This is a genomic window from Methylobacterium sp. AC433 (genome assembly GCF_979253015.1).
The window spans coordinates 425,292-440,000 of the sequence record NZ_CEEDBN010000002.1; the positions used below are offsets into that span (position 1 = coordinate 425,292).

Below are 14,709 nucleotides of genomic sequence, written 5' to 3' on the forward strand. Positions count from 1 at the left end.
ACCCCATTCATTCAATCCAAGACAAGAGGCCCGACGATGGACATCCGCGCCGCCGAGATCTCCGCGATCCTGAAGGATCAGATCAAGAACTTCGGCCAGGAAGCCGAGGTCACCGAGGTCGGTCAGGTTCTGTCCGTCGGTGACGGCATCGCCCGCGCCTACGGCCTCGACAGCGTCCAGGCCGGCGAGATGGTCGAGTTCGAGTCGGGCGTGCGCGGCATGGCCCTCAACCTCGAGCAGGACAACGTCGGCATCGTGATCTTCGGGTCCGATCGCGACATCAAGGAAGGCCAGACCGTCAAGCGCACCGGCGCCATCGTGGACGTGCCGGTCGGCAAGGCGCTGCTCGGCCGCGTCGTCGACGCCCTCGGCAACCCCATCGACGGCAAGGGCCCCATCGCCACCACCGAGCGCCGCCGCGTCGACGTGAAGGCCCCGGGCATCATCCCGCGCAAGTCGGTGCACGAGCCGATGGCCACCGGCCTCAAGGCCATCGACGCCCTGATCCCCGTCGGCCGCGGCCAGCGCGAGCTCATCATCGGCGATCGCCAGACCGGCAAGACCGCCATCGCCCTCGACACCATCCTGAACCAGAAGCCGGCCCATGCCGGCACCGACGAGAACGCCAAGCTCTACTGCGTCTACGTCGCCATCGGTCAGAAGCGCTCCACCGTCGCCCAGTTCGTGAAGTCCCTGGAGGACAACGGCGCGCTCGAGTACTCGATCGTCATCGCCGCCACCGCGTCGGACGCCGCGCCGATGCAGTTCATCGCGCCCTTCGCCGGTTGCGCCATGGGCGAGTACTTCCGCGACAACGGCATGCACGCCGTGATCGTGTACGACGATCTCTCCAAGCAGGCCGTGGCCTACCGCCAGATGTCCCTGCTGTTGCGCCGCCCGCCGGGCCGCGAGGCCTATCCGGGCGACGTGTTCTACCTGCACTCGCGCCTGCTCGAGCGCGCCGCCAAGATGGGCGACGCCGCCGGCAACGGCTCGCTGACCGCGCTGCCGGTCATCGAGACTCAGGCCAACGACGTCTCGGCCTACATCCCCACCAACGTGATCTCGATCACCGACGGCCAGATCTTCCTCGAGACCGACCTGTTCTACCAGGGCATCCGCCCGGCGGTGAACGTCGGCCTCTCGGTCTCTCGCGTGGGCTCCTCGGCCCAGACGAAGGCGATGAAGAAGGTCGCCGGCAAGATCAAGGGCGAGCTCGCGCAGTACCGCGAGATGGCCGCCTTCGCGCAGTTCGGCTCGGACCTCGACGCCTCGACCCAGAAGCTCCTGAACCGTGGCTCGCGCCTGACCGAGCTCCTGAAGCAGCCGCAGTTCTCGCCGCTGAAGATGGAAGAGCAGGTCGCCGTGATCTACGCCGGTGTGAACGGCTACCTCGACGCCCTGCCGCTGAACAAGGTCCGTCCCTTCGAGGACGCCCTGCTCTCGGCCCTGCGCACCAAGCACGCCGACCTCCTCACCAAGATCCGCGACTCGAAGGATCTGTCCGACGACAGCGCCAAGACGCTGAAGGGCGTCGTCGAGAGCGTCGCCAAGTCCCTGGCGTAGAGCTTCGACAGCACGACCGGCCGCCCCCGGGTGGCCGGACCTCAGTGAGAGCAGGCGCCCGGGTCGTTCGGGCGCCTCGCCTTGAGCGGCAGCGGATGGATCTGGAAGTCACCCCATGGCGAGTTTGAAGGATCTGCGGAACCGCATCACCTCGGTGAAGGGCACGCAGAAGATCACCAAGGCGATGCAGATGGTCGCCGCCGCCAAGCTGCGGCGCGCCCAGATGGCCGCCGAGAGCGCGCGTCCCTACGCCGAGAAGATGTCCCAGGTACTCGGCAACCTCGCGGCGAACCTCGTCGGCGGCGTGCAGGGTCCCCGGCTCCTGTCCGGCACCGGCTCGGAGAAGACCCACCTGCTCGTCGTCTGCACCGCCGATCGCGGCCTGTGCGGCGGCTTCAACTCGTCGATCGCGCGTCTCGCCCGTGAGCATGCCCGCAAGCTCGTGGCCGAGGGCAAGACGGTGAAGATGATCACCGTCGGCAAGAAGGGCTACGACCTGCTTCGTCGCCAGTTCCGCGACGAGATCATCGAGAACCGCGACCTGCGCGGCAACAAGGCGGTCGACTACGAGTTCGCCGCCGAGATCGCCGACAGCATCATCGCGCGCTTCGATGCCGGCGAGTTCGATGTCGCGACGCTGTTCTACTCCCGCTTCCGCTCCGTGATCTCCCAGATCCCGACGGCGCAGAAGCTCATCCCGGCCGAGCTGCCGGAGACCGGCGCGACAGCCCCCGACGCCGCGCTCCAGTTCGAGCCGAGCGAGGAGGCCATCCTCGACACGCTGCTCCCGCGCAACCTCACCGTCCAGGTGTTCCGCGCGCTCCTGGAGAACGCCGCCTCCGAGCAGGGTGCCCGCACCGGCGCCATGGACTCCGCCACGCGCAACGCGGGCGAAATGATCAAGAAGCAGACGCAGATCTACAACCGGACGCGTCAGGCCATGATCACCAAGGAACTCATCGAGATCATCTCGGGCGCCGAAGCGCTCTAAGCGCACCCGACGCCCTGACCGCAACGTATCCAAAGGACCCGTAACATGGCGAACACCGCGATCCCCGGCGCCGGCTCGAGCAAGGTCGGCAAGATCACCCAGGTCATCGGCCCCGTGGTCGACGTTCACTTCGACGGCCACCTGCCCGAGATCCTGAACGCCCTGGAGACCAAGAACAACGGCAACCGCCTCGTTCTCGAAGTCGCCATGCAGCTCGGCGAGAGCACCGTGCGCTGCATCGCCATGGACACCTCGGAAGGTCTGGTTCGCGGCCAGGAAGTCACCGACACCGGCGAGGCCATCATGGTCCCGGTCGGCTTCAACACGCTCGGCCGCATCATGAACGTCATCGGCGAGCCGATCGACGAGGCCGGCCCGATCCAGTCGGACACGCTGCGCGCCATCCATCAGCCGGCGCCCGCCTATTCCGAGCAATCCACCGAGTCCCAGATCCTCGTCACCGGCATCAAGGTCGTCGACCTGCTCGCGCCCTACGCCAAGGGCGGCAAGATCGGCCTGTTCGGCGGCGCCGGCGTGGGCAAGACCGTGCTGATCATGGAGCTCATCAACAACATCGCGAAGGTGCACTCCGGCTACTCGGTGTTCGCCGGCGTCGGTGAGCGCACCCGCGAGGGCAACGATCTCTACCACGAGATGATCGAGTCCAAGGTGAACATGGACCCCAAGGAGCATAACGGCTCGGCGGAAGGCTCCAAGTGCGCCCTGGTCTACGGCCAGATGAACGAGTCCCCGGGCGCCCGCTCGCGCGTCGCCCTCACCGGCCTGACCATCGCCGAGGATTTCCGCGACCAGGGCCAGGACGTGCTGTTCTTCGTGGACAACATCTTCCGCTTCACCCAGGCCGGATCGGAAGTGTCGGCGCTCCTCGGCCGCATCCCGTCGGCGGTGGGCTACCAGCCGACCCTGGCCACCGACATGGGCGCCCTTCAGGAGCGCATCACCACCACCACCAAGGGCTCGATCACCTCGGTGCAGGCGATCTACGTGCCGGCCGACGATCTGACCGACCCGGCGCCCGCCGCCTCGTTCGCTCACCTCGACGCCACGACCGTGCTGTCGCGCTCGATCGCCGAGAAGGGCATCTACCCGGCCGTGGATCCGCTGGACTCCACCTCGCGTATGCTCAACCCCGCCGTCCTCGGCGAGGAGCACTACGAGGTCGCCCGCAAGGTTCAGCAGACCCTGCAGCGCTACAAGGCCCTGCAGGACATCATCGCGATCCTGGGCATGGACGAGCTCTCGGAGGAGGACAAGCTCACCGTCGCCCGCGCCCGCAAGATCGAGCGCTTCTTCTCGCAGCCCTTCTCGGTGGCCGAGATCTTCACCGGCTCGCCGGGCATCCAGGTCCCGCTGGCCGACACGATCAAGGGCTTCAAGGGCCTCGTGAACGGCGAGTACGACGATCTGCCGGAGGCGGCGTTCTACATGGTCGGCACGATCGAGGACGCCAAGGAGAAGGCGAAGAAGATCGCTGCGGCGGCCTGAGGTCTTGAACGCGAAGGTCGTTCTCCTCCTCGTCGGTCTCGTGGTCGGCGGTCTCGCCGGGTATCTCACCCGGCCCGAGGCTGCCGAGATCAAGATCGGCTCTTTCAGCCTCGAGGTTCAGGGCGATACGCCGGCGGGAACCCGCGGCGGCTCCCTGACCACGGGCCAGATGCAGCATATCGGCATCTTCGCCGTCATCGGCGCGGTGCTGGGCCTCGGGATCGGCTTCGTCGCCGATCGCCGCCGGGCCTGACGACGAACAGGCGGCGCGCGCCTTCCGGGCACGGCGCGCCGTCACTCCGCACAGACAACCCGAGCCGGGATCCTCGACCTCATGGCCACCTTCCAGTTCGATTTCGTCGGCCCCGAGCGGACGCTGTATTCCGGTCAGATCGAGGCCGTGCAGCTGCCCGGCATCGAGGGCGAGATGACGGTTCTCCCCGGCCACGCTCCCGTGCTCACAGCCCTCAAGGTCGGCGTCATCGTCATCAACGAGGCCGGTCACACAGGCAAGCGCGTCCTGGTCCGCGGCGGCTTCGCCGATATCGGGCCGACCTCCGTGACGGTCATCGCCGAGCGTGCGAATCCCTTCGAGGAAATCTCGCCGGAATCCCTCGATCGCGACATCGAGGCCGTCGAGATGCTGCGCGACGCCACCGAGGACTTCGCCAAGAAGGACGAACTCACCGGCCAGATCGTCCAGTTGCGCGACGCCAAGGTCGCCCTCAACTTCTGAGGGCTGACGGCGTTCGAGTTCCTACCCGGTCGCGCGCTCGAGCAGGGTCTCGCGCGCGGCCGCATCCTCCGGGCAGCCGAGATCCAGCCACAGGGCGCGCGCCCGGGCGAGTCGCCGGCCGATCTCCGGACCGGGCCGAAGTCCTCGCGCCACCAGATCGGCGCCCGTGAGGGGAAACTTCGGGGCCGTCACCCGGCCGCTCACGAGATCGTCGAGATAGCTCCCGGCCTCCGATGTGACGACCGGATTCCGTTCTCGCCGGGTCGCCCCGGATGCCAGTCCCAGGGCGGCCCGATCGTGGTCGGCCGCCAACCGGCGCATCTCGGTGGCGTCGATCGTGGCGCGTCCGTGCAGGGCTCCGAGAGCCCGTCCATAGGCCGCCAGCGCCGCGTGTTCGGCCTTCGAGAGCCGCAGGTCGGCCTCCAGACGCCCGGCATCGACGTCGGACCACATCGCCAGCGCGGCTAGGCGCTCGATCGCCGACGTTCCGGTGCCCTGGGCGACGACGCGGATGAAGCGGCCGAGATCGCCGAGGCCGCCGATCAGCCGCATCAGCAGCCCGGTCTCGCTCAGGGTCTCGACGGCAGCGGGCGCGCCCGGGGCCGACAGCAGCTTCAGCAATTCCGCTCGGATGCGCTCGCGCGAGAGGCAGTCCAGGGCGTCCCGAGCGGCGATGCAGGCCGACAGGCCCTCCGGGTCGGGAGGTCCGGCCCCGTAGCGGGCATGAAACCGGAAGAACCGCAGGATGCGCAGGGCGTCCTCTCGGATGCGCGTCCGGGCCTCGCCGATGAAGCGCACCCGGCCGGCCTTCAGGTCCTCGATTCCGCCCGTGGTGTCGTGGAGCGTGCCGTCGGGTGCGAGGGAGAGCGCGTTGATGGTGAAGTCCCGGCGCTGCGCATCGAGGGCGAAGTCGTGGCCGAACCGCACGACGGCATGGCGGCCATCGGTCTCGACATCCTCGCGCAGGGTCGTGACCTCGAAGGCGGCCTCTCCCGCGAGCACGGTGACGGTGCCGTGCTCGATCCCGGTCGGGATGGCGCGCAGGCCGGCCGCCTCGACCTTCGTCATCACGGCCGGCGGCCGCAGCGTCGTGGTCAGGTCGATGTCGTCGCCCGCGCGTCCGAGCAGGGCGTCGCGCACGCAGCCGCCGACGAGGCGGGTGGCCTCGCCCTCGGCTGCCAGGGCGGCGAGGACGCGTCGGACTTCCGGCCTGTCGAGGAGGCGCGCGAGGCCCGCTTCGTCGAGGGCGTGCCCGCTCACTGGAAGCGCCCGGGCACGACCTGCCCGTTCTCCAGATGCGGCGGTACGTAGCCGCCGCGATGGTGCTCGCTGAACAGACCCGTCGCCACCAGGGACACGATGACCAGCACGAGGCCCGCCAGGGTCAGGCGGAAGGCCTGCCCGTCCCAATGCGCACCGTGGTCCGGCCGGCGCCCGCGGACCGCGAGGTATACCGCGAAGAGCAGGAACGGGGAGAGGAAGATCAGGAGTTCTTCGAGGACGCGGCGAATCATGATTGTCTCGGGGGGCGGGTGAGCGGGCGCGGCGTCACGGGAAGAGGCGCTCCTGCAGGTTGTTGACGATCCCGGCCGTGACGCCCCAGATCCGGAAATCCCCGTAGGTGATGGCGTAGTAGCGCCGCTGCCGTCCGCGCCAGACCGCGCTCTCGATGCGGCGCTGGCTCGGATCGAGGAGGTGGCTCAAGGGAACCTCGAAGGTGGCGGCGACCTCGTCCGCGTTCAGGCTCAGGCCTGCTCTCGGGTCGACGAGGCCGAGTACGGGCAGGACCAGGAAGCCGGTCGCCGAGAGATAGGGATCGAGATAGCCGAGGACGCGGATCGCCTCGGCGGGAAGGCCGACCTCCTCGCGCGCCTCGCGCAGGGCGGCATCGGCCGGGCTCGGATCGTCGGGCTCGATCTTTCCGCCCGGAAAGGCGATCTGCCCCGAATGGTCGCGCAGGTGTGCGGCCCGCACGGTGAACAGCACGCTGGGGCCGCCCGCCCGGGGCAGCACGGGCACCAGCACCGCGGCGCGCCGGTGTGGGCGCTCCGGCACCACCGCCGCGTCGGCCCCGTCGAGGTCGTGGTCGCCGCGCGGGTTCGCGGTCGGAGCGCCGTCACCGGGCGGCTCCGCTGACAGACGAGCGGTGGCCCGCGCGACGAGGTCGGCCAGCGCGTCGGGCTGCCTCATGCGCTCTCGGCGGGGGCGATGCGGTGGAAGGCGCCACCGGCCGCGACGCCGAGCCAGCCATCCTGCTCCTCGGCCAGGGCGAGGAGGTCGTAGGTCAGCGCCCGGGTCAGCAGCGCCCAGAGGTCGCGGCGGACATGGACGTAGGGGCGCAGGCCGCCGCCCGCATCCTTTTCGAAGCGCAGGGCATGGCCGGCATCCACCGGCACGAGGTCGTCGACATTGGTGCGGAAGGCGATGCGCCGTCCCGGACCGTCGCCCTCGACCGCCATCTCCACGGCGACGAAAGGCGCATCCTCCACCGTGATGCCGACGCTCTCCACGGGGGTGACTAGGACGTAGCCGCCATCGGGCTCGCGCCGGAGGATGGAGGCGAACAGCTTGACGAGGGCCGGGCGGCGGATCTGCGCGCCATCGTGGTGCCAGGTCCCGTCGGCGGCGATCCGCATGTCGATCGCCCCGCAGAACGGCGGATTCCAGCGCTCCACCGGCGGCGGGCCACGGCGCGCCGCATCGCCTAGGGCGGCGCTGAGGCGGTCGATCGTCGGATCGGCGGCGGGCGGGACTGGGTCGGTCATGCGATCACAAGATAGCGCATCCGGACGACGGGGGAACGGCGGCGCGACGTCCTCCCGGCGCGATCACGTCCTCCGAGCGTCGTTCGGAGGACGCTCGCGTCGGCCTGAACCCTGCGTCGTCGCGCCGACCTTGCCAGCGTGGCGCAAAGGGCGCCACACTCCCGGGCAGACGGCCGACGCCAGGCCCGCCCCTCGATGGCGCATTCCCGCCGCGCGCGACCCTCGACGGCCGACGCGGAGAAGCCAGGACCGACACGCATGATTCAGGGCTCCCAGCCGGCCACCACCCTCGATGACGGCATCGTCGCCACGGCGGAAGCCTGTCTCGGTTCGGTGGGGCAGGCCCGCGAGGCGATCCACAAGGTCATCTTCGGCCAGGAGCAGGTCGTCGACCTCGCCCTGGTGACGATCCTGGCCGGCGGCCACGGCCTCCTCGTCGGTCTGCCCGGCCTCGCCAAGACCAAGCTCGTCGAGACCCTCGGCACCGTCCTCGGCCTCGATGCCCGCCGGGTGCAGTTCACGCCGGACCTGATGCCGTCGGACATCCTCGGCACCGAGATTCTCGACGAGGATGCCGATCGCCATCGCTCGTTCCGCTTCGTGAAGGGTCCGGTCTTCACCCAGCTCCTGATGGCGGACGAGATCAACCGCGCCAGCCCGCGCACGCAGTCGGCCCTGCTCCAGGCGATGCAGGAGCACTTCGTCTCGGTGGCGGGCGAGCGCCACGACCTGCCGCGCCCCTTCCACGTGCTGGCCACCCAGAACCCGATCGAGCAGGAGGGCACCTATCCGCTGCCCGAGGCCCAGCTCGACCGCTTCCTGCTGGAGATCGATGTCGGCTATCCCGACCGCGCCGCCGAACGCCGCATCCTGATCGAGACCACCGGCGTCGACGAGCACAAGCCGCAGGCGGTGATGTCCACCGAGGCGCTGCTCACGGCCCAGCGCCTCGTGCGCCGCCTGCCCGTCGGGGACGCGGTGGTCGATGCGATCCTCGACCTCGTGCGCTCCGCGCGTCCCGAGGGCGGCGACCCCGCGCTCAAGGGCAAGCTCCTCTGGGGGCCGGGTCCCCGCGCCAGCCAGGCGCTGACCCTGGCGGTGCGCGCCCGCGCCCTGATCGAGGGCCGCGTCGCCCCCTCCGTCGCCGACGTGAAGGCCCTGGCCGAGCCCGTGCTGAAGCACCGCATGGCGCTGAGCTTCGCTGCCCGCGCGGACGGAGAGACCATCCCGGGCCTCATCGCCCAGCTCGCCGGCAAGCTCTAGGGCATGGCGATTTCCCGGCCCGGCGGCGGCGCCACCCAGGTCCTCGACCGGAGCGCCCGCAATCCCGGACGCCGCGAGACCGAGAGCGCGCTGGCCCTGGCCGCGCGGATGCCGCGGCTGATCCTCGAATCCCGCCGGGTCTCCTCGACGCTGGCCCACGGGATCCATGGCCGCCGTCGGGCCGGACCGGGCGAGAGCTTCTGGCAGTTCCGGCCGTTCGTCGCCGGCGAGGCCGCAGCGCGCATCGACTGGCGCCGCTCGGCCCGCGACGACCGGCTCTACGTGCGCGAGCGCGAGTGGGAAGCCACCCACAACATCTGGTTCTGGATCGACCGCTCGGCCTCCATGGGGTTCTCCTCGCATCTGGCGCAGGCGCCGAAGGTGGAGCGCGCGCTCGTTCTGGGATTCGCGCTCGCCGACGCCCTGGTGGAGGGCGGCGAGCGCACCGGTCTGCTCGGCCTCACCCGCGCGACCGCCTCGCGCCGCATCGTCGAGACCATGGCCCAGGCCCTCGTCGCCGATGCCAAGGGGCAGGAGGACGACGCGCCGCCGCCCGCGACCCCGGGCCGGTTCGACGAGGCCGTACTGATCAGCGATTTCCTGTCGCCGCCCGAGGCCGTGAAAGCCTCGGTGGATCGGCTGGCCGGCCGGGGCACCCGGGGGCACCTCGTGATGATCGTCGATCCCGTCGAGGAGACGTTTCCGTTCTCCGGACAGGCGGTCCTGCACGATCTCGAGTCGAAGCTCAGCCTCAATGTCGGCGATGCCGGCGCCTGGGGCGAGGCCTACCGGGTGAGAATCGCGGCCCATCGCGACCGCCTCGCGGACATCGCCCGGACCCAGGGCTGGACCCTGACGATCCATCGCACCGACCGTCCGGCGAGCGAGGCGGCCCTGCGCCTGCTGACCCTCGTCGCCGCGGCGCGCGGGACCGGCTGAGGATCGCCGCATGCTCGGACTGCCCCTCACCTTCGCCGCGCCTCTGGCTCTCGCCGCGCTCGTCGCCCTGCCGGCCCTGTGGTTCCTGCTGCGGGTGACCCCGCCGCGCCCGCGCCGCATCGACTTTCCGCCCCTGCGGATCATGGCCGACCTGCTGGGCAAGCGCGAGACGCCGGCGCGGACGCCCCCCTGGCTGCTGATCCTGCGGATTCTCGCCGCCGCCTGTCTGATCCTGGCGGTGTCCGGCCCGGTCTGGAATCCCTCCGGAACCGGCGCCGTGACCGGGCGCACCCCGCTCCTCGTCGTCCTCGACAACGGCTTCACCGCCGCCCACGACTGGCGCGACCGTCTGCGGGTCGCCACCGACGCGATCGAGGGCGCCGCCCGCGACGGCCGGCCCGTGGCGGTGACCGCCCTGGCCGAGCCGGCGGCCGCCCTCGAATCCAAGGTTCCGGCCGCGGCCCTGGAGCGCCTGCGGGCGATCGCCCCGCGTCCCCATCTCGCCGACCGCGCCGCGCACCTGCCGACGCTCGCCGCCTTTCTCGAGCGCAGCCCGAGCACGGCGATCCTGTGGATCAGCGACGGCGTCGCGGGACCGGGCGAGGACGCTTTCGGCAAGAGCCTCGCCGACCTCGTCGGCCGGACCGGGGCCTCGCTCACCATCCTGAAGGCCGACCGGCCGCCGGCGCTCGCGCTCTCGGCCGCGGAGGCCAGCGGCCAGCTCACAGCGCATGTCCTGCGGGCGGCACCGAACGGTCGCGACACCGGTCTCGTGCGCGCCGTCGACCAGAAGGGCCTGCCTCTGTCCGAGCACGCCTTCACCTTCGCGCCCGACGCCACCGAGACCGAGGTTGGCTTCGACCTGCCGGTGGAACTGCGCAACAGCATCAGCCGGATCGAAGTCGCGGCCGAGCGCTCGGCCGGTGCCGTGACCCTGGTCGACGAGCGCGGCAAGCGCCGCCGCGTCGGCCTCGTCTTCGGCGGAACCAGCGATCAGGCCCAGCCGCTGCTGGCGCCCACCTACTATCTCTCGCGCGCCCTTAGCCCCTATGCCGACGTGCAGGAGCCGCGCGGCGCCAAGGGCATCGCGGACTCGATCACGCAGCTCCTCGACAACCAGGTCTCCGTCCTCGTGCTGGCCGATGTCGGCGCCCTCGACGGGCCGACCCTCGCGCGCGTCGAGCAGTTCGTCGACGAGGGCGGCCTCCTGCTGCGCTTCGCCGGACCACGCCTCGCCGCCGGCAACGATCCCCTGGTGCCGGTGCGCCTGCGCCGCGGCGGGCGCACCCTGGGCGGCACCCTCTCCTGGGACAGCCCCAGGACCCTGGCCCCCTTCGCTCCCGAGAGCCCCTTCGCCGGACTGACGCCCCCCGCCGATATCGGCGTGCGCCGGCAGATCCTGGCCGAGCCCGACGGCGACCTGCCGGGCCGGACCTGGGCGTCGCTCCAGGACGGGACTCCCATCGTCACGGCGCAGAAGCGCGGCCAGGGCCTCGTCGTGCTCTTCCACGTCACGGCGGACACCACCTGGTCGAACCTGCCCCTGTCGGGCCTGTTCATCGACATGCTGCGCCGGGTGGTGAACCTCGCCGGCGCCAAGACCCTGCCGGCGGGCGATGCCGCCGCACGGCCGACCGCCGTGCTCGCGCCGCGCCTCACCCTGGACGGGTTCGGCGCCCTCGGAGCGCCGCCGGCCGGTGCCACCGCGGTCTCCGCCGATACCGGCGACCGTGCCACCCTGGAGCACCCGCCGGGCTTCTACGGACCGGCCGATGGCGGCATCGCGGTCAACGCCCTCGGGGTGACCGACCGTCTGAAGCCCCTCGACTTCGCGGCCCTGTCCGGTGCCCGCCTCGGGTCGCTCGCCGGTGCCGAGACCCTCGACCTGCGAGCCACCCTCTTCACCCTGGCCCTGATGCTCCTCATCCTCGACACCCTCGCGGGCCTCTGGCTCGGCGGCTTCCTCCGGCGCGCCCGGGGCTTCGTTTCGCGCCCTGCCGCGATCCTCCTGGCCGGCCTCGCCCTTGGTGCCCTGGTCGGCGCACCCCAGCCGGTGCAGGCCCAATCGGCCGCCCCGGCCCGTGCGGGCGCCTTCGACTCGGCGCTGGCGACCCGGCTCGCCTACGTGGTGACCGGCGACGAGGCGGCGGACACCGCGAGCCGGGCCGGCCTCTCCGGCCTAACCCAGATGCTGGCGAGCCGCACCGCCCTGGAGCCCGGCGACCCGATCGGGATCGACCCCGCCAAGGACGAGCTCGCCTTCTATCCGCTGATCTACTGGCCCATCGTCGCCGGGCGGCCGCAGCCGAGCGAGACCGCGATCCGGCGCATCGACGCCTTCATGCGCAACGGCGGCACCGTGATCTTCGACACCCGCGACGCGCTAACTGCGCGGCCGGGCGGTCCGCCGACGCCCGAGGGGGCCTATCTGCGCAAGATGCTGGCGACCCTGGAGGTGCCCGAGCTCGAGCCGGTGCCGCCGGACCACGTGCTGACAAAGGCCTTCTACCTCGTCGACAACTTCCCCGGCCGCTACGCCACCGGCCAGACCTGGGTCGAGACCCTGCCGCCGGCCGGGGAGGGCTCCGAGCGCCGTCCGGCCCGGGCCGGCGACGGCGTCTCGCCCATCGTCATCACCAGCAACGACCTCGCCGCCGCCTGGGCCGTGGGCAAGCGCGGCGAGCCCCTCTACCCCATCGTCGGCGGCGACCAGCGTCAGCGCGAGATGGCTTTCCGCGGCGGCATCAACTTCGTGATCTACACGCTCACCGGCAACTACAAGGCCGATCAGGTCCACGTTCCGGCACTGCTGGAGCGGTTGGGCCAGTGACGTACCCTGCACCGGAGGCCCCGCGCCCATGCTGAGCCTCAGCTTCACCCCCCTGGTGCCCTGGCCGGTGCTGATCGGCCTCGGAATCCTCGTCGCGGTCTTCGCCGGGTTGGCCTTCCTTGCAAGGGGGGGCACCGCGATCCTCCGGGCGCTCGCCCTGGCCCTGGTCCTCCTGGCGATCGCGAATCCGTCCCTGGTGCGCGAGGACCGCGAGCCGGTGAAGGACATCGCCGCGATCGTGGTCGACCGCTCGGGCTCGCAGGCGCTCGGCGACCGTCCGGCCATGACCGACGCCGTCCGCGCCGAGCTGCAGCGCCGCTTCGGAGCCCTGACCAACATCGAGCCGCGCTTCATCGACGTGCCCGACGCCAAGGAGGGCGACGAGGGCACCCGGCTGTTCACCGCCCTGTCGCAGGCGCTGGCCGACGTGCCGGCCGAGCGGCTGGCGGGCGTCGTCATGCTGACCGACGGCGTCGTGCACGACATCCCGGCCTCGGTGGCGGCCCTGGGGCTGAAGGGCCCGCTCCACGTCCTGGTCACCGGCCATCCGGACGAGCGCGACCGGCAGATCAAGCTCATCGAGGCGCCGCGCTTCGGCATCGTCGGGCGCGACCTCACCATCCGGGCCGAGGTGATGGAGCGCGGCGGCACGGGCAGCGCCACCGTCACCGTGCGCCGCGACGGCGAGGAGGTCGGCCGCCGGACCTTCCCGACAGGGCAGCCCTTCTCCCTGACCATGCGGATCGAGCACGGCGGCCCGAACGTGGTCGAGATCGAGGTGGAGCCTCTGCCGGGCGAACTCACCACCATCAACAACCGCGCGGTCCTGCCCATCGAGGGGATCCGCGAGAAGCTGCGGGTGCTCCTGGTTTCGGGCGAGCCGCACCAGGGCGAGCGGACCTGGCGCAACCTCCTGAAGTCCGATGCCAACGTCGACCTCGTCCACTTCACCATCCTGCGCCCGCCGGAGAAGCAGGACGGCACGCCGATCTCCGAACTCTCCCTGATCGCCTTCCCGACGCGCGAGCTGTTCGTCCAGAAGATCAAGGATTTCGACCTGATCATCTTCGACCGCTACGCCAACCAGAGCGTGCTGCCCTCGGCCTATTTCGACAACATCGTCCGCTACGTCCGCGAGGGCGGCGCCCTGCTGATCGCGGCCGGCCCCGAATTCGCCTCGCCCACCAGCCTGTCGCGCACGCGCCTGGCCGCGATCCTGCCCGGCGAGCCCAATGGGCGCGTGGTCGAGCAGCCCTACAAGGCGGCCCTCACGGGCGTCGGCAACCGCCACCCCGTCACCCGGGCGCTGCCCGGGTCCGAGGCCTCGCCCCCGGCCTGGGGCGACTGGCTGCGCATCGTCTCCGCTCAGGTGAAGCCCGGCATCCAGCCGATCCTGCAGGGGCCGAACGCCCTGCCGCTGCTCGCCCTGTCGCGCGAGGAGAAGGGCCGGGTGGCTTTGCTGCTGTCCGATCACGCCTGGCTCTGGGCCCGCGGCTACCAGGAGGGCGGCCCCTATCTCGACCTGCTGCGCCGGCTCGGGCACTGGCTCATGAAGGAGCCGGCCCTGGAGGAGGAGGCCCTGCGGGCTCAGACCACCGGTCATGGCCGCGAGGTCCGCGTCGAGCGCCAGACAATGGCCGACACGGTGGAGCCCGTCACCGTCACGGGTCCCACCGGCAGCCAGCGAACCCTGACCCTCGTGCAGGGCGAGCCGGGCCTGTTCGCGGCGACCTTCGAGGCGACCGAACTCGGCCTGCACACCCTGCGCTCGGGCAGCCTCGTCGCCTTCGTCAGCGTCGGTCCGCCGAACCCGCGCGAACTCGCCGACGTCTTCAGCGACACCGAGCGCCTGAAGGCCCTGGCCGAGGGCACCGGCGGCTCCATCCGTCGGGTCGCCGAGGCCGGCGGCGGCACCGTGGTGCCGCGCCTCCAATCCGTGCGCAGCGGCCGACTCGCCGGCGCCGACTGGATCGGCTTCCGCCCGAGCGACAGCGCGAACATCCGCGGCGTCGAGGTCTATCCCCTGGCCCTCGGCCTGTGGGCTCTGGCTGCCCTGGCGGCCGCCGTGCTGGCGATGTGGCTCGTCGAAGGGCGACGCGGCCGGGCGGCCTGA

13 protein-coding genes are annotated in these 14,709 nt (G+C 71.1%); 9 read left to right on the plus strand and 4 right to left on the minus strand.

Annotated elements, in window-relative coordinates:
• Positions 1-36 precede the first annotated feature (36 nt).
• The 5 genes from atpA (at position 37) to atpC (ending at position 4,799) form a co-directional block, all read left to right on the plus strand.
• Entirely contained in the window at positions 37-1,566 is a 1,530-nt protein-coding gene (gene atpA / locus AC0IWM_RS05505; protein ID WP_471753430.1) for a F0F1 ATP synthase subunit alpha, read from the plus strand.
• 115 nt (positions 1,567-1,681) lie between these two features.
• Positions 1,682-2,557 (plus strand): F0F1 ATP synthase subunit gamma, encoded by an 876-nt coding sequence (locus AC0IWM_RS05510; protein WP_056466933.1) that lies wholly within the window; start codon positions 1,682-1,684, stop codon positions 2,555-2,557.
• A gap of 45 nt (positions 2,558-2,602) precedes the next feature.
• Positions 2,603-4,063, plus strand: a complete 1,461-nt coding sequence (atpD, locus tag AC0IWM_RS05515; RefSeq protein ID WP_471753431.1) for a F0F1 ATP synthase subunit beta — start codon at positions 2,603-2,605, stop codon at positions 4,061-4,063.
• A gap of 4 nt (positions 4,064-4,067) precedes the next feature.
• Complete coding sequence (locus AC0IWM_RS05520) at positions 4,068-4,316, plus strand: hypothetical protein (protein ID WP_447678337.1); 249 nt, start codon at positions 4,068-4,070, stop codon at positions 4,314-4,316.
• Between the two features lie 81 nt (positions 4,317-4,397).
• Positions 4,398-4,799, plus strand: coding sequence for an ATP synthase F1 subunit epsilon (gene atpC, locus AC0IWM_RS05525; RefSeq protein WP_056466941.1), 402 nt, complete (start codon positions 4,398-4,400; stop codon positions 4,797-4,799).
• A gap of 21 nt (positions 4,800-4,820) precedes the next feature.
• On the opposite strand, the gene AC0IWM_RS05530 is transcribed toward atpC, so the two are convergent.
• From AC0IWM_RS05530 to AC0IWM_RS05545, 4 genes are read right to left on the minus strand one after another with little or no spacing between them, the layout of a single operon-like run.
• Positions 4,821-6,059, minus strand: coding sequence for a CCA tRNA nucleotidyltransferase (locus AC0IWM_RS05530; protein ID WP_471753433.1), 1,239 nt, complete (start codon positions 6,057-6,059; stop codon positions 4,821-4,823).
• Positions 6,056-6,313, minus strand: a complete 258-nt coding sequence (locus AC0IWM_RS05535) for a DUF6111 family protein (protein WP_471753434.1) — start codon at positions 6,311-6,313, stop codon at positions 6,056-6,058. Before AC0IWM_RS05535 ends, AC0IWM_RS05530 begins: the two co-directional genes overlap by 4 nt.
• Positions 6,314-6,347: 34 nt before the next feature.
• A complete protein-coding gene (locus AC0IWM_RS05540) occupies positions 6,348-6,989 on the minus strand; it encodes a CoA pyrophosphatase (protein ID WP_471753435.1) in 642 nt (213 codons plus the stop codon).
• The gene (locus AC0IWM_RS05545; RefSeq protein WP_471753436.1) at positions 6,986-7,564 is read right to left on the minus strand and encodes a DUF1285 domain-containing protein; all 579 of its coding nucleotides are present in this window, start codon (positions 7,562-7,564) and stop codon (positions 6,986-6,988) included. The genes AC0IWM_RS05540 and AC0IWM_RS05545 overlap by 4 nt, the downstream gene beginning before the upstream one ends.
• A 258-nt stretch (positions 7,565-7,822) precedes the next feature.
• Between AC0IWM_RS05545 and AC0IWM_RS05550 the strand changes: the two genes are divergently transcribed.
• From AC0IWM_RS05550 to AC0IWM_RS05565, 4 genes are read left to right on the plus strand one after another with little or no spacing between them, the layout of a single operon-like run.
• The gene (locus AC0IWM_RS05550) at positions 7,823-8,827 is read left to right on the plus strand and encodes an AAA family ATPase (RefSeq protein WP_056466955.1); all 1,005 of its coding nucleotides are present in this window, start codon (positions 7,823-7,825) and stop codon (positions 8,825-8,827) included.
• A gap of 3 nt (positions 8,828-8,830) precedes the next feature.
• A complete protein-coding gene (locus AC0IWM_RS05555) occupies positions 8,831-9,766 on the plus strand; it encodes a DUF58 domain-containing protein (protein ID WP_471753437.1) in 936 nt (311 codons plus the stop codon).
• Between the two features lie 10 nt (positions 9,767-9,776).
• The gene (locus AC0IWM_RS05560; protein WP_471753438.1) at positions 9,777-12,596 is read left to right on the plus strand and encodes a DUF4159 domain-containing protein; all 2,820 of its coding nucleotides are present in this window, start codon (positions 9,777-9,779) and stop codon (positions 12,594-12,596) included.
• Positions 12,597-12,624: 28 nt separating this feature from the next.
• Positions 12,625-14,709 carry a hypothetical protein gene (locus tag AC0IWM_RS05565; RefSeq protein WP_471753439.1) on the plus strand — a complete coding sequence of 695 codons (2,085 nt, stop codon included), beginning with the start codon at positions 12,625-12,627 and terminating at the stop codon, positions 14,707-14,709.